Annotated in this window: 24 protein-coding genes; 7 read left to right on the plus strand and 17 right to left on the minus strand. The window is 57.3% G+C overall.

Translation table 11 applies throughout. The annotated features are described in order from the left end of the window. Window positions 1-34: 34 nt before the first annotated feature. From ACNA0J_RS19060 to ACNA0J_RS19085, 6 genes are all read right to left on the minus strand, one after another. Window positions 35-655: a GntR family transcriptional regulator gene (locus ACNA0J_RS19060; protein WP_415820435.1), complete on the minus strand. Its 621-nt coding sequence runs from the start codon at window positions 653-655 to the stop codon at window positions 35-37. A 34-nt stretch (window positions 656-689) separates the two neighbouring features. After that, on the minus strand, window positions 690-2,333 hold the full coding sequence (locus ACNA0J_RS19065; protein WP_415820436.1) for an ABC transporter ATP-binding protein: 1,644 nt from the start codon (window positions 2,331-2,333) through the stop codon (window positions 690-692). Continuing rightward, entirely contained in the window at window positions 2,330-3,154 is an 825-nt protein-coding gene (locus tag ACNA0J_RS19070) for an ABC transporter permease (RefSeq protein WP_415820437.1), read from the minus strand. Before ACNA0J_RS19070 ends, ACNA0J_RS19065 begins: the two co-directional genes overlap by 4 nt. Further along, on the minus strand, window positions 3,151-4,095 hold the full coding sequence (locus ACNA0J_RS19075; RefSeq protein WP_415820438.1) for an ABC transporter permease: 945 nt from the start codon (window positions 4,093-4,095) through the stop codon (window positions 3,151-3,153). The genes ACNA0J_RS19070 and ACNA0J_RS19075 overlap by 4 nt, the downstream gene beginning before the upstream one ends. Before the next feature lie 15 nt (window positions 4,096-4,110). Continuing rightward, window positions 4,111-4,998 (minus strand): alpha/beta hydrolase family protein, encoded by an 888-nt coding sequence (locus ACNA0J_RS19080; protein WP_415820439.1) that lies wholly within the window; start codon window positions 4,996-4,998, stop codon window positions 4,111-4,113. Between the two features lie 141 nt (window positions 4,999-5,139). Next, window positions 5,140-5,565, minus strand: coding sequence for an Lrp/AsnC family transcriptional regulator (locus ACNA0J_RS19085; protein WP_415820440.1), 426 nt, complete (start codon window positions 5,563-5,565; stop codon window positions 5,140-5,142). A 121-nt stretch (window positions 5,566-5,686) separates the two neighbouring features. Here ACNA0J_RS19085 and ACNA0J_RS19090 point away from each other — a divergent pair, with 121 nt between their 5' ends. Next, window positions 5,687-6,739: an ornithine cyclodeaminase gene (locus tag ACNA0J_RS19090; RefSeq protein WP_415820441.1), complete on the plus strand. Its 1,053-nt coding sequence runs from the start codon at window positions 5,687-5,689 to the stop codon at window positions 6,737-6,739. 49 nt (window positions 6,740-6,788) lie between these two features. Here the strand turns inward: ACNA0J_RS19090 and ACNA0J_RS19095 are convergent, their stop codons facing one another. From ACNA0J_RS19095 to ACNA0J_RS19135, 9 genes are all read right to left on the minus strand, one after another. Then, entirely contained in the window at window positions 6,789-8,345 is a 1,557-nt protein-coding gene (locus ACNA0J_RS19095) for an ABC transporter substrate-binding protein (protein WP_415820475.1), read from the minus strand. 94 nt (window positions 8,346-8,439) lie between these two features. Continuing rightward, on the minus strand, window positions 8,440-9,936 hold the full coding sequence (locus tag ACNA0J_RS19100) for a serine hydrolase domain-containing protein (RefSeq protein ID WP_415820442.1): 1,497 nt from the start codon (window positions 9,934-9,936) through the stop codon (window positions 8,440-8,442). 185 nt (window positions 9,937-10,121) lie between these two features. Beyond that, a complete protein-coding gene (locus tag ACNA0J_RS19105; RefSeq protein ID WP_415820443.1) occupies window positions 10,122-11,102 on the minus strand; it encodes a cupin domain-containing protein in 981 nt (326 codons plus the stop codon). Then, window positions 11,086-11,844, minus strand: a complete 759-nt coding sequence (locus tag ACNA0J_RS19110; RefSeq protein ID WP_415820444.1) for an ABC transporter permease — start codon at window positions 11,842-11,844, stop codon at window positions 11,086-11,088. Before ACNA0J_RS19110 ends, ACNA0J_RS19105 begins: the two co-directional genes overlap by 17 nt. After that, window positions 11,841-12,617: an ABC transporter permease gene (locus ACNA0J_RS19115; protein WP_415820445.1), complete on the minus strand. Its 777-nt coding sequence runs from the start codon at window positions 12,615-12,617 to the stop codon at window positions 11,841-11,843. The genes ACNA0J_RS19110 and ACNA0J_RS19115 overlap by 4 nt, the downstream gene beginning before the upstream one ends. Beyond that, window positions 12,614-13,633: an ABC transporter substrate-binding protein gene (locus ACNA0J_RS19120; protein ID WP_415820446.1), complete on the minus strand. Its 1,020-nt coding sequence runs from the start codon at window positions 13,631-13,633 to the stop codon at window positions 12,614-12,616. The genes ACNA0J_RS19115 and ACNA0J_RS19120 overlap by 4 nt, the downstream gene beginning before the upstream one ends. 99 nt (window positions 13,634-13,732) lie before the next feature. Then, the gene (locus tag ACNA0J_RS19125; protein ID WP_415820447.1) at window positions 13,733-14,617 is read right to left on the minus strand and encodes a TauD/TfdA dioxygenase family protein; all 885 of its coding nucleotides are present in this window, start codon (window positions 14,615-14,617) and stop codon (window positions 13,733-13,735) included. Between the two features lie 2 nt (window positions 14,618-14,619). Next, complete coding sequence (locus ACNA0J_RS19130) at window positions 14,620-15,435, minus strand: class II aldolase/adducin family protein (RefSeq protein WP_415820448.1); 816 nt, start codon at window positions 15,433-15,435, stop codon at window positions 14,620-14,622. A gap of 5 nt (window positions 15,436-15,440) precedes the next feature. Beyond that, complete coding sequence (locus ACNA0J_RS19135; protein WP_415820449.1) at window positions 15,441-16,334, minus strand: ABC transporter ATP-binding protein; 894 nt, start codon at window positions 16,332-16,334, stop codon at window positions 15,441-15,443. 452 nt (window positions 16,335-16,786) lie between these two features. Here ACNA0J_RS19135 and ACNA0J_RS19140 point away from each other — a divergent pair, with 452 nt between their 5' ends. The 5 genes from ACNA0J_RS19140 to ACNA0J_RS19160 all read left to right on the plus strand — a co-directional run bounded on the left by ACNA0J_RS19140 (window position 16,787) and on the right by ACNA0J_RS19160 (window position 21,669). Continuing rightward, a complete protein-coding gene (locus tag ACNA0J_RS19140; RefSeq protein ID WP_415820450.1) occupies window positions 16,787-17,464 on the plus strand; it encodes a GntR family transcriptional regulator in 678 nt (225 codons plus the stop codon). Window positions 17,465-17,631: 167 nt separating this feature from the next. Next, window positions 17,632-18,600 carry an ABC transporter substrate-binding protein gene (locus tag ACNA0J_RS19145; RefSeq protein WP_415820451.1) on the plus strand — a complete coding sequence of 323 codons (969 nt, stop codon included), beginning with the start codon at window positions 17,632-17,634 and terminating at the stop codon, window positions 18,598-18,600. 70 nt (window positions 18,601-18,670) lie between these two features. Beyond that, window positions 18,671-19,528 carry an ABC transporter permease gene (locus ACNA0J_RS19150; protein ID WP_415820452.1) on the plus strand — a complete coding sequence of 286 codons (858 nt, stop codon included), beginning with the start codon at window positions 18,671-18,673 and terminating at the stop codon, window positions 19,526-19,528. Then, window positions 19,525-20,253 carry an ABC transporter ATP-binding protein gene (locus ACNA0J_RS19155; RefSeq protein ID WP_415820453.1) on the plus strand — a complete coding sequence of 243 codons (729 nt, stop codon included), beginning with the start codon at window positions 19,525-19,527 and terminating at the stop codon, window positions 20,251-20,253. The genes ACNA0J_RS19150 and ACNA0J_RS19155 overlap by 4 nt, the downstream gene beginning before the upstream one ends. A 96-nt stretch (window positions 20,254-20,349) precedes the next feature. Beyond that, window positions 20,350-21,669, plus strand: coding sequence for an NtaA/DmoA family FMN-dependent monooxygenase (locus tag ACNA0J_RS19160; protein ID WP_415820476.1), 1,320 nt, complete (start codon window positions 20,350-20,352; stop codon window positions 21,667-21,669). A 142-nt stretch (window positions 21,670-21,811) separates the two neighbouring features. Here ACNA0J_RS19160 and ACNA0J_RS19165 read toward each other — a convergent pair whose 3' ends face one another. Beyond that, window positions 21,812-22,126, minus strand: a complete 315-nt coding sequence (locus ACNA0J_RS19165) for a type II toxin-antitoxin system RelE/ParE family toxin (RefSeq protein ID WP_415820454.1) — start codon at window positions 22,124-22,126, stop codon at window positions 21,812-21,814. Beyond that, on the minus strand, window positions 22,123-22,377 hold the full coding sequence (locus ACNA0J_RS19170; RefSeq protein WP_415820455.1) for an antitoxin: 255 nt from the start codon (window positions 22,375-22,377) through the stop codon (window positions 22,123-22,125). Before ACNA0J_RS19170 ends, ACNA0J_RS19165 begins: the two co-directional genes overlap by 4 nt. Before the next feature lie 128 nt (window positions 22,378-22,505). On the opposite strand from ACNA0J_RS19170, the gene ACNA0J_RS19175 reads away from it, so the two are divergent. After that, window positions 22,506-23,741, plus strand: coding sequence for a DnaJ domain-containing protein (locus ACNA0J_RS19175; protein WP_415820456.1), 1,236 nt, complete (start codon window positions 22,506-22,508; stop codon window positions 23,739-23,741). The last annotated feature ends 59 nt before the right edge of the window (window positions 23,742-23,800 follow it).

Genomic DNA, 23,800 nt, shown 5'->3' on the forward strand with positions numbered 1-23,800 from the left:
CGGCCGCCGATGCTGCCGTCGAGCCGCGGGGTACTCAGGAGATGTCCTGCCCCACGTGCGTGCGCACGGCTTTCTGTACTCGCTTGAGGTCGCGCGACTCCATCGCATCGACAATATCGAAGTGCTCTTTGGCCGACTGCACGATACGCTGGTGTGTCACCCACTCGCGCGCCGGTGCCGCCGGACCGCGCTTGCGCAGCTCGTAGATCAGCGCCACCAACTCTCTATTGCGACACATGTCGTACATGGCGGTATGAAACGCCATGTTGACTTCGTACAGATCAAGTACCGTGCCGGATACCAGCAGTCCCTGGAAACGCTCGGCCAGCGCACGCAGCTCGGTCAGCTTGGCTTTGGTGATGTGAGGCATCAGGTCTTCGACCGCTGCGACTTCCAGCAGTTTGCGTATATCGCGAACCTGCTCATCCCTCGTTACATCGCGCTCGAACACATGGTAGCCCCGGTTGGGGACATGGCTGATCACCCGGGTGCTCGCCAATTGGTCCAGCGCACGACGCACCTCCAGGCGAGTCGCATCGTAACGCTCTTGCAGATCGATCTGCTTCAGCCAGGAGCCCGCACTGAAAACTCCTGCCTGGATGTCTTGTGCGATACGGTCGGCCAGATCGACTTTTTCTCCAACCGATTTGGACATCGGCTACTCCCGCGATTTGCCTAAAGCACACATTTTAAGCTGAAGGTTCGCCCTCCAGACGCCAACGCAGGCTCACCCCTCCCACCCCATTGGGCGCCAAGGCGGGGATGGCCTGTAACAGGCGTCGAGTATAAGCGTGCTGGGGCTGGTCGAAAATCCCGTCACGCCCGCCCTGCTCTACGATTTCCCCTTCGCGCATGACAATGACCCGGTCGGCCACCTGCTCGACCACACTGAGATCGTGGCTGATGAACAGGCAGGAAAATCCGTGCTTTTCCTGCAGCTGTGCGAATAATGTCAATACCTGTGCCCGAACCGTGACGTCCAGTGCCGACACCGGCTCATCGGCGATGACAAAAGCAGGCCGTCGCACAACAGCGCGAGCGATGGCCACCCGTTGACGTTGTCCTCCCGAAAGCTGATGCGGATAGCGCGACGCGTACTCCGGCCCCAAGCCCACCTCCGTCAATACCTCGTCCAGACGCATGCGTTTCGCTCGTGCGTCCAACTGGGGCATGAAACGCAGCCCTTCGCCAACCAATTGACCGATGGTCATACGGGGATCTAACGATGAATACGGGTCCTGAAACACCATCTGGCAATTCATTCGATAATCACGCCACCCTGGCGAGCCTCGCCGGATGGATTGCCCACGGAACCGCACCTCGCCTGAAGACGCTTTTAGCAGACCTGCTATCACGCGTCCCAATGTCGTCTTGCCCGATCCAGACCCGCCCACGACGGCGACCACCTCGCGCGGTCGTACCTGCAGATCAATCCCTTTCAACGCGCGCATCCCCTCCGATCGGGAAAACAATCGCCGCCGCCCGGCATAATCCACAACCAGATTACGCACCTCGACCAATGGAGCCTCGGCCACAGGAGGGCGAGCCGGCATCCGCCTTGGCATCGCATCCAGCAGTTTTCGCGTATACGGATGGCGTGGCGTGGCCAGAATTGACTGGGTGTCGCCCGACTCTACGACCTGCCCTTGTTCCATCACCACAATACGATCGGTGTAGCACGCCACCATCGGCAGATCGTGACTGATCATCAACACGGCTGTATTCTGTTCGCGGGCCAACGCGCCCATCAGTTCGAGTACATCGCGCTGCACTACCGCATCCAACGCCGTGGTGGGCTCATCCGCAATCAGCAGCGCAGGCTCCAGCAACATAACGGATGCCAGCATCATGCGTTGCCGCATGCCGCCGGAAAACTCATGCGGCCACGCCTGCATGGCCGCTTGCGGATCGCGAATGCCTACTCTGGCCAGCATGCTGAGGATGCGCTGAGTACGAGCCTTTACATCCAGATCGCGGCGATGCAACGCCAGGCCTTCGTCAAGCTGTCGGCCTATCGACATCGACGGATTCAACGACGTCATCGGCTCCTGAAACACCATGCCGATACGAGCTCCACGCAAAGTGCGCAGTGTTGCAGCGTCGGCCTTGGCTATGTCAATACCATCAAAGAGGATCGAACCGCCAGATTGCACCAGGGGAGCCGGCGTCAACCCGATCACAGCACGTGCTGCTTGCGTTTTTCCGCTGCCGGATTCCCCAACGATACCTACCCGCTCGCCAGGGGCGACTTCGAAAGAAACACGCTTGACAATTTCACGCCCGCCCTGCCCTACCGCGATGCTCAAGCCGGCCACAGACAACAAGGGATTCACGTCGCACTCCTCATCCGGGGATCCAGTCTGTCGCGCACGGCATCGCCCAGCAGATTAATACCCAACAACGCCACGGCGATACACACGCCCGGCAATATGGACAGGTAGATGGCTTGCGCCAGGAAAGGCCGCGCCGAAGCCAGCATGTTGCCCCACGTCGGTGCGGGAGGCGGCACTCCCAAGCCCAGAAAGGACAACGCGCTTTCCGACAGGATGACCCACCCGAACATCGATGTCGCCAGCACCGTCAGCGGCGCCACACAGTTGGGCAATACATGCCGGAACATCGTATAGGCCTCGGAGTTGCCCAGTACACGAGAGGACTCGATGAATTCGCGCTCGCGCAGTGACAGCACAGTGCCGCGCACGATGCGAGTCACCGAGGGCGTATAGGCCAGTCCCAGCGCCAGAATGATGCCGTATTTATTGGCCCCCACGATGGCCAACAACCCCAGCGCCAACAACAAACCAGGAAACGCCAGCAAGGCATTGTTAAAAGCCATGATCACCCGATCCGTCCAACCTCGTGCAAAACCGGTAATCGCGCCGATGATCGTGCCGGCGATGATGGCCAATGCCACAGTGGTCAGACTGATCCAGACGCTACTCGTCGCACCGGCCATCAAGCGCGACAGCACATCGCGCCCGAACTCGTCCGTGCCCAACCAGAACTCGCCGCCGGGCGGTTTCAGACGTGCGGCAAAATTGATCCGCAATGGATCGTGCGGCGTCCACACCGAGCCTATCAGCGCAATCAACACAATCATGCCGACGATCGCACAGCCGATCACCGCGTTTGCGGGAAATTTTCTCTTGGTCATTCTGCCGCCACCTTGGGATCAAAGAACGGATAACAAAGATCGATGACGAGGTTCACCACCACATACACCACCGCCACAAACAGGAGGCAACCTTGAATGACGGGATAATCCCGAGAAAAGATGGCATCGACCAGCAAACGGCCCAAACCGGGAATCGTGAACACCGTCTCGACCACCGCAATACCGCCTAGCAAATTTCCCATCACCAAGCCGATCAGCGTCCAGGTCGGCCCAAATGCATTGCGAAAAGCGTGATGAATCATCACTGCTGATTCACGCAATCCTTTGGCACGAGCGTGGGTGATGTAATCCAGACGCAGCACCTCCAACGTGCTGGCACGCGCCATGCGCATCAGTACGCCGATTTCATGCAAAAACAGCGTCAGTATCGGCATCACCAAATACAGCAATCCCGATCGCCAGTCAGTGCCGATATCCACATAGCCGACGACAGGCAGCCAATCCAGCTTTACGCCAAAGAAAATCAGCAGCAGCAAGCCCAGCCAGAATGAAGGAATCGACACCAGCAGTGTGGCGGCACTGACCAGCACCAGGTCGGGTGTTCGGTTCTGCTTCCAGGCCGCAATCATGCCGGCGGGCACGGCAACAACGCTGGCAAAGAACACCGCCGCCACGACGATCCGGGCGCTTATCAGAAACCGGTCCCACACCAGCGGCAGTACCGGCTGTCCGGTACTGATGGATACGCCGAGATCCCCGGAGAGCAAGTGGTTGACCCAGATACCGAATTGCACAAGCAAGCTACGATCCAGCCCCAGCGAGGCGCGTAAATCCGCCAATGCTGCTGGTGTCGCCAGATCGCCAAGCATCAGTTGCGCCGCATCACCGGGGATCAGGCGGATCAAGACAAACACGGCGACAGCCACGATGACAAGCGTGGGAATGGCCATGACAATCCGAGCAAGACAAAAACGCAGCATGTCGCTACTCCATTATCATGAGTTGCCGTTTCTATCAGCAGGCTGCTTGCCTGCTCTCGCGGCACGCCGCTGTTTCAATGCATCGGCAAGAAAGTCCTGCACCGTATCGACGCACAGCAATCCCTCGTGCGGCACGTTCTCGACGATGTCCAACTTGACATCGATGCCTGCACGCACGAAGGATTGACGCAGGCTCTCCAGACGCGCGGGCCGGGTACTGCCGGCATCGTTAGCGCCAGGCATATAGAACTTTCCGCCCTCCTGATGCGTGATTTCCCACGTTTCCAGATCGGCGGCGCCTACCACCATATGCACGGCCACTTGCTTCAGGGCATCGATATTCAAGGCCTTGCCGAACCGCTGCTCCATATCACGCACGCCGATCCACCAATCACGATCGGCATCCAGCAGCGTCACCGACCCCGGCGCGCCGATGGACACCGTCCACAAACGCTCGGGATGCAACAGCGTAAAACGGTTAACGAATTGACCGCCACCGGAATAGCCAAACAGTGCAAACCGGCTGAAGTCACAACCGAATTTCGCCCCGATTTCATCTACCATGTCGAGCAGAATATGGTCATAGCGCAGCTCGCCTTCTTTGATCTGCTTGAAACCATCGCGATTGCCGTCGCCCAATACACCTACCGGGAACAACGGGCACAACACAATGCAATCATTCCAACGGGCGAACTCGGCAAACGCATCACGATATTCCACAAAAGCGCGGCCCGTGCCGTGCACAATCACCACCAACTCCATCGGATGCTCGGCGGTGTCGATGTGCGGAGGCACATACATGCAATACGAAAAGCGCGGATCGCTTTGAGACGCAAATATCGTAGCCTTGCCTAGATCGTAAAGCGCACGAGCGCGATCAGTATTGGTAACGGGAACAAGCATGGACATCCTCGAATAGGCAAATGACATACAGCCGGACGGACGCCGGATGTTATTTATTTGTGCATAAATTGGCGCCAATTTTAGTGGGATAAATCCCTCGATGACAAGAAAATAATCAGCGCAAGATCATTTCAGTGCCTGTTATCCGGCCTTGTAGCTCTTGAGATGCAGGCTGGTCTCGGTCGCCGCGATGCCTTTGATGAGCCGTACGCGCTCCAGAATCTCGGACATTTCGGCAATGTTCTGCGCTCGCAATTCAGCCAGCAGATCCCAACGCCCATTCGTGTCGTGCAGCGCAGCAACACCAGGTTCGCCCAGCAATACGCTGATGACTCGGCGAGTCTCATTGCCGTCGATGGCAATACTCATCCATGCCGATATTTGCTCGGGATGCGCATCGGGTTGTAGCCGCACCGTGTAGCCGACAATGATGTTTTCGGCCTCCAGGCGGGCGATGCGGTTATTGACGGTGCCGCGTGAAACGTCGAGACGTTTGGCAAGGGTCGCCACCGACTCCCTCGCGTTGGCTCGCAGCAATCCGAGTAATCGTTGATCGAGATCGTCCATTCTCATTTCGTCAATTCTTGGTGCCAGTTTGGCATCTTATCGTGGTTTTCTGTACGGGATGCAGACTATTTCTTGACAGCGATACGCATCAGAATTTCGGGTATGAACAACGGAGCAAACCATGACATTATTGCTGACCACTCCCGACGTAGTATCCCTGATCGAACGACGAACGCTGCCTGACTTCCTGCGGCAATTGGAACAAGCCATCCACGACGACTTCCTGCGCTGGCTGGACTTCGACAAGTCCGCCCGGCTGGCCGCTCACTCACCTGATGGCGTGATCGAATTGATGCCAGTGGCCAATGATCAGTTGTACAGCTTCAAGTACGTCAATGGCCATCCCAAGAATCCGCAGTCAGGATTGCCTACGGTCATGGCCTTCGGCGCCTTGGCGGAAGTATCCACGGGTAAACCATTACTGATCAGTGAATTAACCCTGACGACCGCCTTGCGTACCGCAGCGACATCAGTGATGGCCGCTCGCGCGCTCGCACGCAAAGATTCGCGCTCGATGGCCCTGATCGGCAACGGCGCGCAAAGCGAGTTCCAGGCACTTGCCTTTCATCACCTGCTGGGTATCTCTGAACTGCGTGTCTACGACATCGATGCCGCGGCGACTCGCAAGCTGGTCGACAATCTGGCCACGACGACCCGCCTAAAGGTGATCATCGCGAATAGCGCGGCACAAGCCGTACATGGCGCCGATATCGTGACGACCGTCACCGCCGACAAGACCTACGCCACCATCCTGACACCCGAAATGATCGAACCCGGCATGCATTTGAACGCGGTCGGCGGAGACTGCCCGGGCAAGACCGAATTGCATCGCGACATCCTGGCTCATGCATCGACCTTTGTAGAGTTCGAACCTCAGAGCCGCATTGAAGGCGACATCCAACAGATGCCTGCAGATTTTCCAGTCACCGAATTATGGAGAGTGCTGCGCCAGGAGGTCAAAGGCCGTACCAGCGCCGATGAAGTCACCGTCTTCGACTCAGTCGGCTTTGCCATGGAGGATTACTCTGCCCTGCGTATGCTGTACACCGAAGCTCGCGAACAGGGCATCGGCCAAGAGGCGACGCTGATCCCTGAATTACAAGACCCCAGAGATTTGTACTCCACGCTGGTTGCACAGACCGCTCGTATGGCGCCCGCTCGACGCGCCGCTTAAATCACACGGCAGGTTACGGCGCTGCCAGCAGCGCCGTAACCCAAAGGGGTTACTCCTTCTTGCTCACTTCCCAGGCTCGCGGCTTGCGCAGCGCCCATGGCTTGTAGCCTTCAATGCCGTCCCGGAATGCCCCGACATCCGCTCCGTTATACAAAGGGATAGTCGGGATGTCGCTCAGAAACATGCCGTGCAACTGATCGAAGATCAACTTACGTTTCTCTCGATCCATTTCCTGCGCCGCCTGCTCGATCAATTTGATGGCTTGCGGGTTGTCCCATACTTTGCGTGGCTGAGTCGCCTTGTCGCCGGACACGGCTTCATAGCTTTGCGCGGGATCCATGCGCGGTGAGTACGGCTGCACCAGCATCTGATATTTTCCGGTCACATAACGGTCCTGCAATGCCCCCCACTCCATGACGTCCAGCCGTACATTGATGCCAACGGACTGCAGCATGGCTTGCACCAATACCGCCGCGTTATACGACTGGGCGTAGCGTCTGGAGGCGATCAAGGAAATCGGCTGCCCCTGATAACCGGATTCCTGGAGCAGTTTCTGCGACAACGCAGGATCGTAGGTCCAGCCTTTTCTTTGCACGTCGTCAAAGTAACTGGAAGCCAGGGGCACAATGGAATTATTCCAGGGTGCCAGTTTTTCATTCACCGCATCGGCTAATTGCGCATAATCAATCGCATGCGCCATCGCTTCGCGCAGCTTTGCATTGCTCAGCACGGCATCACGTGTCTGGATGAGCACGCCCGTCATTCCCAACGTATCGGCGTGCGCCACAGTGATCCCCGGCGATTTCTGCATTTCTGGAACGTCCGTGTTGGACAAATCCGAGATGATGTCTATGTCTTTGCGCTGCAAAGCCAGCTTGATGGTCGATTCATCAGGAATAATGACGAAACGGACCTCATCGACCAGTGGACGCTTGGAACCGGTAAACCCATCCCTCTCCCCGCCTGCCGCGCCCGTGCGATTGGCATAGTCCTTGAATTTTTCCAGGCTGATATATTCGCCACGCCGCCACTCTTTCAACTCGAACGGGCCTGTGCCGATGGGATGATCCCACGTCCCGTCTGCACGTACGGAGTCCCGATGCAAGATGCCGGTGCCGCCACAGTCCAACCGCGACAAGCCATTCAGAAACAGGCCGCTGGGCCGTTCCAGCTTGAATATCACGGTAGATGCATCGGGGGTCTGCACGTCTTCGACTTTCACGCCATCACGGCCGTCGAATTCCGTGCGGCAACGCCAGCTGGTCTTCGGATCCATGTAATGCTGCCAAGTCCACAGCACGTCCGCCGAAGTCAGCGTCGCGCCGTTGTGGAACTTCACATTCGGCCGCAGCTTGAATGTGTAGGTCTTGCCGTCTTCGCTGACTTGCATTGATTCGGCGAGCTGTGGCTTGACATCTCCGCGCTCGCCAAAAGCTACCAGCCCTTCGACGATATGCTGCACGACGGTGTCGCTATTCGCGTCGCGATTCACGCCTGGCTGAGTCGACCGAATATCGGCCGTCAATGCGATGCGCAACGGCGTGGCAGCATAGGAGGTCGAACCCAGAGCGAGGGTCAAACATACGGCGGTCATGCTCTTCGACATAGTATTCATTTTTCTACTCCCCCGATAACTGTTGTGGAATATGGTGAGTCATCTGTTTTCTCTTATTGGTAGAACACACTTGTGACAGCGGCCTTCAGCGCTTTACCATCCCCGTCAGATCGGGATGGTGCAACAAACCACTATTCACGTTGACGCTGCGCTGTACCGTAACTCGATCGCCATCGAATATGCACACGACAGTGTCCTTGAAAGCAGTCTGCGGAAAAATCCAAGTCATTTCCAATGTGTTTGCACTGGCCCATCGTGCCGTGGCAACAACCGGCTCGCGGTCAAAGGTATAGCCATGATGCAAATCCTGCCCCGGCATACTCGTAGCAGACTCTATCCACTGCCCCAGACCCGCCCGTATCTCGTATGACCCATTGGCATCGGTCAATCGAAAGCGGCATTCATCATCCGCAAATGCGAGCCGGATCGACTCTACACCTGCGGCGTTCGGATCAATGGCGTAGCTGTTCCCTGCCACGGCGTCTTGCCTGTCTGAATACCCGGCAGAAGGCGCCAAAGGCTCGGCCTGCCAGACACACAGGCGTTGCCCCAAACGGCCATCCGCCCCGGCATCCAGTATTGGCGCCCCCAAAAAAGCCGGCACGAGATACTGCTGCACATAAGGCAGCAACGTCGCGCTCTTGTCTATCGCGGCCGTGATGGCCAATGTGGCGCCGTGCTCAGGAAATACCGTAACCAGCTGGACGAATACCCCTATGGCGCTGTAGGCGCCAGCCGGCCGTATTTGCCAGTGATAACCGTAGGTACTGTCCGGCCCGCCTTGTGCACGCGTGGAGTCATGCGCCCAACGTGCCGGCAAGACCTGCGTGCCATTCCATACGCCACCCTGAGCATGCAACAGTCCCAGTTTCAACAAATCGGCGGTTCTTGCGGTCAGGCCATTACCCCCGGGATTAACGCCGTCGGGCCCCACCGACCAACGCTCGTCACGGATATCCAGCGGCTCGAACAAACGCGGCTTCAGATAGGCGTGCAATGTCTGCCCAGTGATTTTGGTCAAGATGGCGGACAACATGTAGCTGGCCGCACTGGTATAGACATACCTCGTCCCGGGTGCGCAAACCAGAGGGATTTTGAAGAACTCCGACGTCCAGCTGCTGGCGATATTTCGCCACACGGAACCCGACACGCCGCTTGCGTGCCCTGTGCGCATCGTCAATAAATCGCGCACGGTCATGGCCAGCAACCATTCGCTGGCATCGGCAGGCACCTCGTCAGGGAAAAAACTCACGACCTGGTCCGAGAGGCTCAGCAGCCCTTCGTCGATGGCCAGTCCAATGGCGCAAGCGGTAAAACTCTTGGCCACTGAATGCAAGACGCGCAGCCGGTCAGCACGATACGGCCAGCGCCACCCCTCGGCGACGACCTTGCCGTGGCGATGCAGCATGAAACTATGCACATCCAGCCCAGCAGACTCCAATTGGTCCAGGAAAATAATGATCTGATCGCTGTCGACCCCCACCGAAGAAGGGGCCGCACGTAGTAAACCGTCGTCGAAAACCGGCTTTGCTCCACCAGGAAAGATGCCACGCTGACCGCCGTCGACGCTCGTACTCTGCATGCCTAACCTCACTAAAGGGTGGTCGCTGGGATATCTCAGTACGGTAACACATTTTGGCGCCAATTTTATTCACAAAACGACGCCTGCTCGCTAAAACAACAGTTCGCTCAAAACAAAGAGCCCACCGTTGCCGGTGGACTCTTCGGTCGTGCCGCCATGAGCACACATGGAAAGCTGTCAGACGATCAGCCGGCATCCTCGGCCAGGAATTCAAACCCCATTGTGCGAGCCTGATAGTACAGGCCGCCATCCTGCACGATCAGAAATGCCGCACGCGTATCACCATCATTGTGATGCGAATGGGGAGCAGCAGCCGGGGTCACCAATGTTGCGCCGACTGTCCAAGGGCACGTCTGCCCATCGACTCGGGAATAACAGTCCTGCCCAGACAAGACCAGCGTCAACGCAGCCGAGTTATGGCGATGCGCCGATTGATGGCAGTGTGCAGGCAAGGTGTTCAATGACAGCGTCAGATTAGCCATCAAGTTGCGGCTGCTTTCATGGGCTTGTGCAGAAAAGACCACTGCCATCCCCGACGTGCCGGCATCTGGCATGGTTTGATAAATCGTCGCAATCTGATCCGCAATATCTTGGGCGCGAAAAATGACTGCCCCTGCCTCATGACCCGGAGACGCTGCAGAGGCCGCTCGTAAACCATGGTGCGCCAGCATCGGCTCGTCTGTCACCAGCCACGCCACGCAAGAAACGTCACCAGCATTGGCCAAGCGATGCTTTCCCGCCGGCAAATACAGCACATCGCCCGCGAAAACCTGCTGATCGGCCTCGCCATCCAAATCGGCAATCTGCAGCGTTCCGCACATCACGTACCAAATGGAACCGCTGGCAGTGAAATCCGCCTCCAAAGCATCGCCTACGTTAATGCGCGCGTAGCGCGCCAGCATGAAGGGCGTCGTGGCGGGATACGAGGTCGCCAATGCTTGCGATTGATCGCACACGACATAACCTGTCGCGGCGTCGGGCTGTAGCGCTTTTCTCACCGGCTCCGAAAAAATTCCGGCCGGTACCGCGGACAAATGGATATTGAACGCATTAGCCGAATTAAAGTAGCGCGCACGGCGTTCGGCCGCAAATAGCGGACGGGTAGCCGTTCCCACTGGCAGCGCCGCCATGGACGACTGGCGTTGAGGCTCACTTCCAGAAGACATAACGCTTTTCCAGAAAATTAATCGTGCCAAAGAAAATCAAGCTCGCCGCAGACGCGACGAAAATTGCGGACCACACTTGGACGAAATCAATCTGCAGTACCGCTTGATATATCGTCCAACCCAAGCCGCCCGTTGCCCCAAGCATTTCGGTAACGATAGCCACGATCATGCTGCGTACAGTCGAGACCCGCATGCCGGCCGCAGTCAGAGGAATAGCCGCGGGCACCCGCAAGCGCCACAAGATCGCCGCACGATCGGCGCCGAAACTGCGCATCAGATCCACTGCCCTCTGATCGACGCGATCCAGGCCGGCCAAGGCATGCAAAAACACGGTAAAGCCCACGGCCAATGCCACCATGATGATCTTGGACTCGGGACCAATACCAAACCACAGCAGGATCAGCGGCGCATAGGCCACCACGGGCACGGAGTTCAGCGCGGTAGCCGTAGGCAGCAACACACGGCGGGTGGCCGGCAACATCGTCAATATCACTGCCAACAGCACTCCACCGGCAGACCCCAGGAAAAATCCGCCTATGGCCTCCATCAGCGTCATCGCCGCCGCATTGCCCAAGGACGTTCGCTGATCCACGATAGCGGCCAGAATGCTGCTGACGCTCGGCAATACGTAAGCAGGCAGATCAAACACCCGCGCCGAGGCTTCCCACAGTATCGCAACACCGGCCAGCCCCATCAGGGCACGCGTCGTCGCCCTCGAAGGACGTAAACGATTGAGGTTCACAGCTCGCTTCTCCAGAAAACCACGCGACGCTCTGCTAATGCGACCAGACCATAAAAAGACGTCCCCAGCAGCCCTGACATCAGAATCGCTGCCCATAGGGCAATGACCTGCTCGTTGTACATTGCCTGCAACAACAGCACTCCGAGCCCTGTGGTGTCGCCGAACCATTCTCCGGCGATGGCGCCTAGCAAGCTCAACGTACACGCCAACCTCAGCGCCACAAAAATCTGCGGCAGCGCAGCAGGCAACTGCAAACGGAACAAGAGTTGCCAGCGCGTCGCGCCAAAGCTTCTCAGCAGATCGACCTGCCGTTGATCGACGGCATCCATGCCATGCAATGTATTCACGGTGACAGGGAAGAACGTCAGGTAGAACGCAATCAATGCCTTGGCCAATATGGTGTTGCCGAACCACAGTACGACCACTGCACCAAATGCGATCACCGGTATCGTCTGCGAAATCACAAACAAGGGGAAAATCAGCTCACGCAAGGTGCGGGACTGTTTAAACAGCACGCCGTTGGCTACCCCCACCACCACACCCATGGCGAAGCCCAGCAGCGTCTCGCTCATCGTTCGAAAAAAACCCGCAATATAGGCGTCCGGAACGGCGATGATGGACATCACGATGTCGGACAGCCGTGGCAGGTAGTACGGCTTGATATTGCCCAGCACCACCACGCCCTCCCACAGCGCGGCGGCGATCAGGATTGCAACCGCGCCACGCAGCGTCGTCAGCGCGGCAGACCGAAGCATCGCGGCCGCGTTGCTCATGGACGCCGCTCCTCGACAGGAATGGCCTGTAGAAAACGGCCGTCAAATGCGGTGGCCACATCTACGGGCTTGGTGAGGACCTTGTTCTTGAGCAAAAACTCCTCGGTTGCCTGAATTGCTTTGGAGTCGATCCAGAACAAACCCTCGGTCTTGGCCTGCCCCGCCGTCATCAGACGATAGGCTTCCGTGAGCATGAATTCCTGATGGGCTCGGTCCAGCGTAGGAGCGACTTTCATCACCGCGTCGACCGCCTCCTTGGGATGCGCCATGGCATCGCGCCACCCCCGGATGGATGCCCTCAGGAATTTCGTAATCAGCTCGGGCTGCTCCTGGGCCGTTTTCCTGGACACGATCAGGGTATCGCGCGGAAAGGTCACGCCATAGTCCTCGGCCACGAAAGTACGCAGATTATCCGCCCCCATCCGCTGCTTGATCGTGTAAAGCTCGTTGTACCAAGTCGCGGTGGCGACATCGACATCCCCATTGACGAATGGCGTGACACTGACCTGTTGCGGCTGGATATCTACCTTGCTGCGGTCCACGCCGTTGTTAGCCAGCATGCCAAACAGCACATAGTTCGCGCCAGTGAACCAGGCGGTCACTTTTTTGCCTTCGAAGTCCTTCAACGTCTTGACCGGACCGTCTTTGCGCGTCACGAAGACAAAAGGCGTCACCTGATGCGAGACGCCTACCGATACGATAGGCATGCCTTTATCGATCGCCGCCATCACGCTATCAGTGCCGCCAGACAGACCGAACGTATCCGCGCCCGTGGCAACCAGATTCTCGGTCAGCAGATTGGGGCCGCCGGGATTGATGGTCAGATCAATGCCCTCGTCCTTGTAGTAGCCCTTCTCCAAGGCGTAATAAAAGCCCGCGAACTGCGTCTGCGGCAGCCATTTCAAGCGCAGTGTCGCTTTCACCAGATCTGCGGCCTGCGCAGCGAGAGGGGCCAATACAGCCAGACCCAACGTGGCCGAAGCCGCCAATACCGCCAATGTGCGTCGTTTGTTCATGATGATTCCGGCAAGTGCCACAAGGAAGATAGGAAAAAAAGCGTCGAAGAGATTTTTCCCGGTCCATTACGGACCAGCGCGTTATCCCGGCTCGTCGCCTCAAAATGGCCGCGAGCCCGCCACCGTCGTTCTGTGCATGACACGGCGATACTTGTTGTCGTCATAGGGCGTCGCGCAATGCATGGTGCAACGGTTGTCCCACAAGATCAGATCGCCTTGCTGCCAACGGTGACGAAACACGAATTCATCCTTGATGGCATGTGCATTCAGCTCGGCCAGCAGCGCATCAGATTCCGTGTCCGGCAGATCATTAATGCACTTCACGATATCCTGCCCCACATACAAAGACAGTCTTCCTGTTGTAGGATGCGTGCGCACCACGGGTTGATTCACATCTGGCGTACGCGCCTTTTGCTCGTCGGTCAGCGGCGCACGGTCTGCAAACGCCTTGCCGTAATAACCCGCATACGAGTGGGTGGCACGCAAGTTCCGAATACGTTGCTGCATGTCAGCTGGCAGCCCCTCATACGCCAGATGCATGCTCGCAAACAAGGTATCGGCGCCCTCTGGCGGCACCTCCACGGCATACAACAGCGATCCCATACTGGGCTCGGCCACATATGACAGGTCCGAATGCCAGTTCCAGCCTTCTTTATGGTTGCCAATAGGCTTTCCGTTCTCACTCACGTTGGAAAGCACGTAGATCTCGGGCAGCCCGGTTGTCAAAAACTGCTTGAGCACATGAGTCATCAGGGGACCGAAACGGCGGCTGATTTCAACGTGGCGTTCATTCGACAATTTCTGATTTCGCAGCAGAATGAGCGAATGTTGATCCAACTCCTCGACCAATGCGTCGATTGCGTTATCGCTATCTGGCGATGACAAATCCAGATCCAACACCTCCAGACCAAAACCGGGGTGCAACGGTCGGGTATTCAACACAATGGGTTCCTCAAACGTAGGCAAAAGCGATGTGGAAAGCATGATTAATTCCGATAAGAAGGATCCTGACGATCCAATTGACGAATGAACGCAGGCCACTCGCGCTCGCCCGCCACCAAAATGTCGCCTTTCATTTCCCAGAACTGTCTGGCGGCTTTTTCGCAGACCTCGTGAGACGGCAAAACGAGCGGGCCCGCCCCTCCCGCCACTGAAGCCTGCATCTGCAGCTGTATCTGTGCAGCACGCTCGAAGTAGTACAGCAGCATGAAGGCTTCGCCGGGAGTACGCCCCACAGTCAGCAAGCCGTGATTGCGCATCAACATGACGGGATGCTGGCCGAGATGCGCGATCAAGCGTTCCTGCTCGTCCAGATCGATCGCCACGCCCTCGTAATCGTGAAACGCCTGGCGCTGATAAAAGCGCATCGCGAACTGCGACAGCGGCAACAAGCCATCCCGCTGGGCAGAGACGGCAATACTGGCATCCGAATGCGTGTGCAGTACGCAGACCGCATCATGGCGACTCTGATGAATCGCGCCATGAATGACGAAACCAGCGGCATTGACCTGGTATGGCGAATCGCAGAGTTTTTGACCATGGATATCGATACGCACAAGGCTGGATGCCGTGATCTCCTCAAACAACATGCCATAGGGATTAATCAGAAATTGATCATCGGTTCCCGGCACCCGCAATGAAATGTGGTTGTAAATCAGGTCGTCCAAGCCTAGTTGCGCCACCAGGCGGTAGCAGGCGGCAAGGGACACACGGGCCTCCCACTCGGCTTCTCCATACTGCTCTCGGCCAAGCTCGACCGTGTTGGATACCAATTGCGCAGGCGCTAAGGTGATATTCATCATCACGTTCAATGCCCTCCTTTGCTGCGCTCGCTGGCCGTAAAGGACTTCATGCTTTCTTCTTCAATCGCCTCCAGCAATACACGCTTGAGCTTCATGAATTCGGCGGACGTGACGATATCCGCGCGACGCGGACGGGGCAGGCTCACTACCTGCTCCATCTTTACTTGCCCGGGCCGCGACGTCATGACCAGCACGCGATCCCCGAGAAAGATCGCCTCGTCCACGTCGTGAGTAATGAATAGAATCGTGCGCCGATGCTTTTGCCAGACGTCGAGCAACCAACGCTGCATCATCGTGCGCGTCAACGCATCCAACGCGCCAAATGGCTCATCCAGCAGCATCAGATCGCGGTTGAACATGAACGTCCTCATCAGGGCAACGCGCTGACGCATCCCCCCGGACAACTCATGCGGATACTGCTTTTCAAATCCCGCCAAACCAAATTCGGGCAACATATCCAGCGCAGCGCGCCGTGCATCAGCGCGGCGCGCGCCTTCGAGTTCCACAGCCAGAATGGCGTTATCGATCACGGTCCGCCAGGGCAGCAGCAGGTCGCGCTGCGGCATAAAGGATACTTTGCCCAATAGATCCCTGGCTTTGCAGGGTTTGCCCAGGAATTCAATCCGCCCGCCATCATCGGGCTCTTCCAAACCGGCAACGATATTGAACAGCGTGCTTTTTCCGCAGCCGCTGGGGCCTACCACGGTCACGAACTCGCCGGGGGTAATAGACACGCTCAGGTCGCTCAGTGCGCACGTCTTGCCAAACGTTTTAGACACTCCGCTCAGCGTTAATAACGGCGCAGATAACCCCTGAGCCAAGTCGGGCAGCGCAGCAGCAGTGCGGCTATCCGGGTTGACCGAATACATAGCTCGTGAGGCTAATGAATGCGCGGTCATATCGGGCCCGCCTGTGCCAGCGTGGTCAACGTCCCTTTCAGCCCAAAATCCATCGTTCACCTTCCTTCGGAAATGTTTGTATGCATGAACATTGACTATGTATTTCCCGATTCCAAACACGATCGGTAAATCGTCGCTCCATGTCTATCAAGCAATACCTGTGCCAGCATTTTTGGCCTTAAAACTCAGTCATGAGGCTAGGATTGCGCTAACTTGGTGCAGTTTCTGGTGCATACTTGGCTCGATCTGGAGCATTTAATTATTTATTTCTTGTATACATTAGCCGCTAAAATAGGGAGAACGATGACGCCGGGGCTTAACCCGCCCCCTTGTTCTCCTCCGCTATATTTAGAGAGACCGAAGTGAAGGTAGACTTCTCCCCGTCAACAACATCATCCGCGCCGTCCATCACAAGCCGTACACGGACGGCGTCGCCTCGCCATCAGCCGGACATGAAACCCGTTCAGAACCGCTCCGAACAGATTCAACAAACATTGGAAGCCGAGATTTTTTCGGGAAAACTGAGTCCGGGCGCACGTTTGGATGAAGTCGAACTCGCAGAACGCTTTCAGGTATCGCGCACCCCCGTACGCGAAGCACTGCGGCATCTGGCCTCGGGCGGCCTGATTCAAATGCGCAACCGTCAGCCCGCCTTGGTAGCGACGCTCTCCGCACACAAACTCGTGGAAATGTTCCAGGTCATGGCGGAACTGGAGGGCCTATGCGCCCGTATGGCAGCCCGCCGCATCACCCCCGCGCAGATTGCGGAGCTCAATCGTTTACACGAAGCCCTCATCTTGCTGTCAAACACGGATCGGGTCGAAGAGTTCTATGATGTGAACCGGCAGTTTCACGAATTGATCTACGAAGCTTCTCAAAACGAATTTCTGGCTGAGCAAACCCGAGCGTTGCGTAATCGTATCGGCGCCTATCGGCGCCTGGTCACGCACAAGCCCAGCCGTCGCGAGGGCACCATCAGCGAACATGCTGAAGTCTTACGCTGCATCGTCAAAGGCGAAGAAGACGCCGCGGCCAACGCAATGCGCGGACATGTGAACCTGTTGGGCGAGAAACTGCTGGATTTCATCGCCCTGTTTCCTAAAAGCTCCGAGTCTGAATTAGCCGGATGAGTTTGCGCGTATTGGAGTATCGGCCGCCTATGGCCGTTTTCTCCTTGCGCATATCTTTATGCCCTTGAGCATATTGCCAATAGAGCTTTGTTCTTTGCCGACGGCGTCCATATCATTTCTGCTTCTATTGCAGCGCGAGTACAGCAGCGCGACACATATAGCAGACAATGCAACGACGTACTTTCCTCTCCCTGCCCGCTCTCGGCCTTGCCTATGGGCTGACACTGCCCGCTGCCAACGCAGAGACTTCCTCCACCAAACTCGTCATCGCTGATCAAAGCGAGTTGGTACGTAACCTGCTGGAGGCCAGCGGTGAGCGAGACAAGCTGAACCTGGAATTGCCAAACTTTGCCGGCGGCCCGGCCATCTACGAAGCCATCCGTGCCGGTGCGCTCGACATTGCCTACGTCGGTGACACGCCCCCCATCCAGGCACGGGCCGCCGGCACGCTGCTGCCCATCATTGCGAGCTTTACTCGTGAACGCGCGCAGTACATCCTGACCTCCCGTCCGGGCCTCGTCATCAACAAGCTGGCTGAATTGAAAGGCAAGAAACTCAGCTACGTCGAAGGTTCGGGCCGTCAGGTCTATTTGATCGAGGCGCTCAACCGCACAGGATTGTCGTTGGCCGATGTCGATCTGGTTCGCCTGCGCGTAGCCGATCTGCCCGACGCCATCCGCTCAGGCGCAGTGGACGTCGCCGTACTGCAAGAGCCGCACGTTACACGCTTGACCAAGCAGGTCGGCGCCTCACCCGTGCTTGATCCAGAAGAACGCCACATCCTGCCTTCGACCAGCTATTTCTACGCACGCCCCGACGTGTTGGCTGACCCGGCCAAAGCGGCCTCCATCGGACAGTTCTTGGCGGCATTCACGCGCGCTGCCACATGGAGCAACGCCCATCAGGCCCAATGGGGTCAGGACTACTACGTCACGTTCCAACGCATATCGCAAGACGACACCAAGGCCATTCTCGCGTCGCAGTCGCCATACGTATTGCAGACCTCGACCGAAGCTATTGCCCACCACCAGAAGCTGATCGACATCCTCTATCAAGCTGGCGCCATCAAAGAACGCTTCGACGCGCGGCAATCCTTCGTCGATACCTACGACAAGATCATCACCGCGTCACGCTGAGACCTATTTTTAAGCAGACATAACCCTCGACTGGCGTTGCTGGGTTTGGTGCCACGCCCAGGAGGCCATCATGACGAAAGCCCTTCAAAACACATTGGCATATGCGCCAAGCCAAGCCCACCATCGTGCCACGCCGGCACCGCCCGCACGCCCGGTCAACCTTGTGCCCGCACGCTTACCGCCAGGCTGGCGATTGTCAGGCCCTGTGCTGCTCCTCGTGCTCTGGGAGATCGCCTCGCGCACTGGCCTCCTGTCGCCTGAAACACTCACTGCGCCATCAACCGCTCTGGTGACAGGGTACGACATGCTGGCCGACGGCACCCTGCTGCCGCATTTTCTTGCCTCTGCTGCACGCGCGTACACCGGGCTGGCGCTGGGCGTACTGATAGGAGTTGTCTTGGCCCTGTTGTCGGGGCTCACACGCACAGGCGAGGCCCTGATCGATGGTGTCGTTCAGATCAAACGCGCCATCCCGACGCTGGCATTGATTCCATTGGCCATTATCTGGCTGGGCATCGGAGAGGCAATGAAGGTCTTTCTGATTTTCACCGCCGTGCTCGTTCCTATCTACATCAATACGCACGCCGCTCTGCGTGGCATAGACATCGGTCATGTCGAACTGGCCACCACCCTAGGCCTGACACGCCGCGAGTTCATCCGTAAAGTCGCATTGCCGGCAGCTTTACCCGGTTTCTTTGTGGCCCTGCGTCTGGCTGTGGCTTTATGCTGGACCGCGCTCGTGGTACTCGAACTCATCAATACCCAGACCGGTATCGGTTATTTGATGAATCGTGCACGCGACTGGGGTCAGACCGACATTATCGTGGTCGGCATCATCATCTACGCCGCACTGGGCCTGGCCTCTGACGCAGCGGTGCGCTTTGTTGAGTCGCGCGTGCTGTCTTATCGCAGGACTCTTGGCTCATGAATTCGCCTATCGACTCCAACGGCTCGATCATTCTGCGCGAAGTCTCACGCGCTTTCTCTGGCAAGACCATTCTGGATCGGATTTCACTGGACATAGAGCCCGGGCAGTTTGTCGCTCTGCTGGGGGAATCCGGATCGGGCAAGACAACGTTATTGCGAGCACTTGCCGGTCTCGACCTGGATGCTAGCCGGACGGGACACATCAGCGCCCCCACCAATACCTCGGTCCTGTTCCAGGATGCCCGGCTGCTGCCCTGGCTAAGCGTGGGTGAGAATCTGCGCCTCGGGCTGCGCCGTCCCGACTGTGAGTCGGCAGTGCCCGAGATGCTCGAAGCCGTCGGTCTAGGCGACAAGGCCGACGTCTGGCCCAGCACGCTTTCTGGCGGGCAAAAGCAACGCGCTGCGCTGGCGCGTTCGCTGTTGCGTGAGCCCACGCTGCTGCTCGCCGACGAGCCCTTTGGTGCGCTCGATGCACTGACCCGCCTGCGTATGCAAGCCCTGCTCTTCCAACTGGTCGAACAGCATCGCCCCACTGTCATACTCGTCACGCACGACGTGGACGAAGCCCTGCTGCTGGCCGATCGTATTCTGGTGCTCAAGGATGGGCGCATCCACGAAGACCATCGAGTGACGCTGCCGCACCCGCGCCAAACGCATCAATCCGGTTTCGCCACGCTGCGCTTGGCCTTGCTGCGCAATCTGGGCGTCGAAACCGAAGTCGTTTAACAAACACCCTGCCGGACTCGCCCTGCGAGCCAGGCAGCCGCATATTTTTTCCGGCGTGACTGCCGCAGTTTTGCTGAGCAACAGATGACTCGCCCTCTGAATCGCCAATTGCACCTGAATCTATTTTTGATGTCGCGCGGCCACCATGAAAGCGCATGGCGTCACCCCGATGCCTCGCCTCTAGCGCTGACCGACCTGGAGCTCTATGCCAAATCGGCGCGCCTGGCCGAAGCCGCAACGTTCGATGCGGTCTTTCTTGCTGACTCTCTGGTGGCAGCGACCGGGGCACGCAGCGCGCCGTCCAATGGCCTGGAACCCTTGACGCTGCTGTCGGCGCTCGCCGCGTTAACGTCGCGCATCGGCCTGATCGGCACCGCCTCCACCACCTACAGCCATCCCTACACGCTGGCCCGCCAATTCGCGTCGTTGGACCATATCTCAAAAGGCCGTGCGGGATGGAACATCGTGACATCGTGGGCGCCTCAGGCCGCGGCCAACTACGGCTTGGCGCAGAACGTCGAGCATGGCGAAAGATATCGCATCGCCGAAGAGTTCCTCGAGGCTGTCGATTCGCTCTGGCGCAGCTATCCGGCCGATGCTGTCGTCGATAACCGGGCAGAGGGCTACTACCATGATGCCTCGCTCATCCAACCTGCCAACTACAACGGCGACGCCATCAAGACCCATGGTCCGTTGAACATCCCTGGCAGCCCCCAAGGCCGGCCGGTTTACATCCAGGCCGGACAATCCGACACGGGCCGTGCTTTCGCCGCACGCTGGGCCGAGGCCATTTTCACCGCACACACCAGCAAGGAGTCGGCCCAGGCCTTCTACACAGATATCAAGGCACAGGCCATCGCCCATGGACGCCGTGCGCAAGACATCGTCATTCTGCCCGGCATCAGTGCCGCGATCGGTTCCACCCGCCACGAAGCGAAGCAGGTCTGGGAAGAACTCAATGATCTCACCAGCCCCGAAGTCGGCCTGACCCGTTTGTCCAACCGCTTTGGCGGCCACGATTTTTCGGCGGTACCGCTGGATCGCCGGCTGACCCGTGATGATTTTCCAGACCCGAATCTCGTCGAAGCCTCCAAGAGCCGTGTGGTCGGCTACGTTGATATGGTCCTGCGCGAAGGCCTCACACTGCGTCAGTTGTTGCGACGCCTGGCCGGCGCTCGCGGACATTTCACCGCCACCGGAACTCCGGAAGAAATCGCCGATACGATTACCGACTGGTTCCAGACCGGCGCGGCAGACGGCTTTAACGTCATGCCACCGATCTTGCATAGCCAGTTCGAACTGTTTACGTCAGAGGTGGTGCCGTTGCTGCGCAAGCGTGGGCTGTTTCGCAGCGAGTATGAAGGACATACGCTGCGCTCACATTTTGGATTGACGTCGTCGGCAACCCATACGTAGGGTTCAGCAAAAAGACTGCTTGCATTAGCAAAGTCACATTAAACTTCACTTTAATTTGACATCAGCAATGCAAGTGACGACCCAATGGGGCACACGCCAAGACTCTTTCCAACCAGCTGCAAAACTGGCACCTGAGCTTACGTTATAGCCCCAGCCTGTCCTTCAGTCGCGCAATGAGATCCATCCTCTCATGCAAGATGGCTAGGATTAGCGCCTGGCGATTCTGTCGAGGCAGGCAAAAGAGCACATGCTTCCCTGCCCGCCTTACGCGCAAGCCGGGAAGCAGTTCGTCCAACACTGTGAAGACTCCTTGGCCGTCGGATACTTCACAAGCTGCGTTTTCTAGCTCGGCAACATAAGCAACACTCTGCGTTTCACCCCAAGTCCCTACGGTATAGCGAACAATGTCCCGTAAATCTGCAGCGGCCCCACGGGAAAGAACGTAGGGACGAGTCATCGCACCTTACTGCGGCGCAGTTCCATCATGGCGATGTCGGAAATGCTGCCCTCTTCCAATTCGCCGCGCTCTGCCTGGGCCAGGCGTTCGTTAAGCAGGGTCTTCAGTTCATACAGGGCCTGTTCCTCCCCAACTGCCTGAGGGAACAGGCGCTCGAGGGCGTACTGTTTGATGGTCTTACCTTCCAGAGCAGCCATCGCCTTGAGAGCTTGGTGCTGCTTGTCGGTTACGTCTATGGTCAAGCGGCTCATGGGCATACCTCTGCCTATCAGTCTAAAATGACCACATTACCACAAATGTGGGCCTTAAGGCAGAGGCGCGAGGAACAGCCCTTCGAGGGCCATTAAAATAACTCAAAATGTAACTTCGGATACGACATATGCGTTTCAAAAGCCACTATGACACGTTAAAAGTTGCAAGAGACGCTCCCTTTTCCGTTATACGCGCTGCTTACAAGACGCTGGCACAACAGCACCACCCAGACCGAAAGCTAAACAATGCCGAAGCAGCAGAGCTTATGAGCTTGTTAAATCAAGCTTACGAGATACTCTCTAACCCCGAAAAACGAAAGCAATACGACGAGACCCTCAGCCGAGAGGAGGTTGGTACCGTCCCTCCACGAACAAGTTCGCCTCCCCCTAAACAGCAACCAAACTCGTCATCCACATCCGCGTCGAAGCCGCCTCACGCAGCGGGGAAAAAAACATCTATGGGTGAATCCGCTTCCACGCTATCTTCGTTTGCTTCCCTCATAAAGCCCGCGGCAGTTATCTGTGTATTGGTATTTTTCATTTTGCTATTCAAGCTGAGCTTTTCATTGCAGCACACCACTACTCAAGAGCCGCGCAACGCCTATCCACACGCCCCTCCCAATGTCGCCCCAACGCCGACGCTAGCGTCCTCCACACTTACGGCCTCAGCGTCGCCCCCACCTATTCCTTTCTCTACTCCAACAGAGCCAGAGTCGTCATGGCTGCCTGATATCGGCCTTACCGCAACTGTTGACACTGAGCAGCTCAATGTAAGAAATGGTCCTGGCACTAAGTTTGACGTAATAGGGAAATTAGCACAGGGAGTCCCGGTGGTAATCAGGGGCAATGTCCAAGGTAGTTGGGTCGCAATTCTTTATGGCGAAGGGACGGGCTATGTAAACAAAAAGCTGCTTAGATTTCAGGGCCGTCTCTCAACAGTCCCGCCAGTAGACTGCCAAATCGAGCGCCCTCCTTCAGGAAAGATTCTCTTGAAGAACAGTAGCGGCCCACATCAATTGGAAGTCCAAGCGCCGTTCGACAATGACGTATATGTAAAACTCAAGAACGTCAGTGGCCAGACAATCCTAGCGGGGTTTGTAGGTCAGGGGCAATCATTCACATTCGGAGGCATTCCAGATGGCTCTTATCAGGCTTGGTTTGCCATGGGCACGAATTTCAGCACGGCCTGTCGTCGATTCATGACCGACATGGTTGCTACGTTCGACCCGAACTTTCAGGAATACCGCAGCTCGGTTCAGGGGAACTACATTTATCATCAGGTCATGAGATATTCGTTGCAGCTCCAAAGGGATGGGAACTTCTCGACTCAGACCGGCTCGGTTAATGATTTTATGTCCGACTAAAGAAACGGCCGTCCCCAGCTCACCGTGAGAATAGACGAAAAAAAAGCACTGGCGCCTAT

This window comes from Bordetella tumbae (genome assembly GCF_965139195.1).
GTDB lineage: Bacteria > Pseudomonadota > Gammaproteobacteria > Burkholderiales > Burkholderiaceae_B > Bordetella_A > Bordetella_A tumbae.

What these genes read in the sequence shown, in the direction of transcription:
- ACNA0J_RS19060 (WP_415820435.1), bottom strand. Translation starts at nt 655, where the DNA reads ATGTCCAAATCGGTTGGAGAAAAAGTCGATCTGGCCGACCGTATCGCA.
- ACNA0J_RS19070 (WP_415820437.1), bottom strand. Translation starts at nt 3,154, where the DNA reads ATGACCAAGAGAAAATTTCCCGCAAACGCGGTGATCGGCTGTGCGATC.
- ACNA0J_RS19075 (WP_415820438.1), bottom strand. Translation starts at nt 4,095, where the DNA reads ATGCTGCGTTTTTGTCTTGCTCGGATTGTCATGGCCATTCCCACGCTT.
- ACNA0J_RS19080 (WP_415820439.1), bottom strand. Translation starts at nt 4,998, where the DNA reads ATGCTTGTTCCCGTTACCAATACTGATCGCGCTCGTGCGCTTTACGAT.
- ACNA0J_RS19085 (WP_415820440.1), bottom strand. Translation starts at nt 5,565, where the DNA reads ATGGACGATCTCGATCAACGATTACTCGGATTGCTGCGAGCCAACGCG.
- ACNA0J_RS19090 (WP_415820441.1), top strand. Translation starts at nt 5,687, where the DNA reads ATGACATTATTGCTGACCACTCCCGACGTAGTATCCCTGATCGAACGA.
- ACNA0J_RS19095 (WP_415820475.1), bottom strand. Translation starts at nt 8,345, where the DNA reads ATGTCGAAGAGCATGACCGCCGTATGTTTGACCCTCGCTCTGGGTTCG.
- ACNA0J_RS19100 (WP_415820442.1), bottom strand. Translation starts at nt 9,936, where the DNA reads ATGCAGAGTACGAGCGTCGACGGCGGTCAGCGTGGCATCTTTCCTGGT.
- ACNA0J_RS19105 (WP_415820443.1), bottom strand. Translation starts at nt 11,102, where the DNA reads ATGTCTTCTGGAAGTGAGCCTCAACGCCAGTCGTCCATGGCGGCGCTG.
- ACNA0J_RS19115 (WP_415820445.1), bottom strand. Translation starts at nt 12,617, where the DNA reads ATGAGCAACGCGGCCGCGATGCTTCGGTCTGCCGCGCTGACGACGCTG.
- ACNA0J_RS19120 (WP_415820446.1), bottom strand. Translation starts at nt 13,633, where the DNA reads ATGAACAAACGACGCACATTGGCGGTATTGGCGGCTTCGGCCACGTTG.
- ACNA0J_RS19125 (WP_415820447.1), bottom strand. Translation starts at nt 14,617, where the DNA reads ATGCTTTCCACATCGCTTTTGCCTACGTTTGAGGAACCCATTGTGTTG.
- ACNA0J_RS19130 (WP_415820448.1), bottom strand. Translation starts at nt 15,435, where the DNA reads ATGATGAATATCACCTTAGCGCCTGCGCAATTGGTATCCAACACGGTC.
- ACNA0J_RS19135 (WP_415820449.1), bottom strand. Translation starts at nt 16,334, where the DNA reads ATGACCGCGCATTCATTAGCCTCACGAGCTATGTATTCGGTCAACCCG.
- ACNA0J_RS19140 (WP_415820450.1), top strand. Translation starts at nt 16,787, where the DNA reads ATGAAACCCGTTCAGAACCGCTCCGAACAGATTCAACAAACATTGGAA.
- ACNA0J_RS19145 (WP_415820451.1), top strand. Translation starts at nt 17,632, where the DNA reads ATGCAACGACGTACTTTCCTCTCCCTGCCCGCTCTCGGCCTTGCCTAT.
- ACNA0J_RS19150 (WP_415820452.1), top strand. Translation starts at nt 18,671, where the DNA reads ATGACGAAAGCCCTTCAAAACACATTGGCATATGCGCCAAGCCAAGCC.
- ACNA0J_RS19155 (WP_415820453.1), top strand. Translation starts at nt 19,525, where the DNA reads ATGAATTCGCCTATCGACTCCAACGGCTCGATCATTCTGCGCGAAGTC.
- ACNA0J_RS19165 (WP_415820454.1), bottom strand. Translation starts at nt 22,126, where the DNA reads ATGACTCGTCCCTACGTTCTTTCCCGTGGGGCCGCTGCAGATTTACGG.
- ACNA0J_RS19170 (WP_415820455.1), bottom strand. Translation starts at nt 22,377, where the DNA reads ATGAGCCGCTTGACCATAGACGTAACCGACAAGCAGCACCAAGCTCTC.
- ACNA0J_RS19175 (WP_415820456.1), top strand. Translation starts at nt 22,506, where the DNA reads ATGCGTTTCAAAAGCCACTATGACACGTTAAAAGTTGCAAGAGACGCT.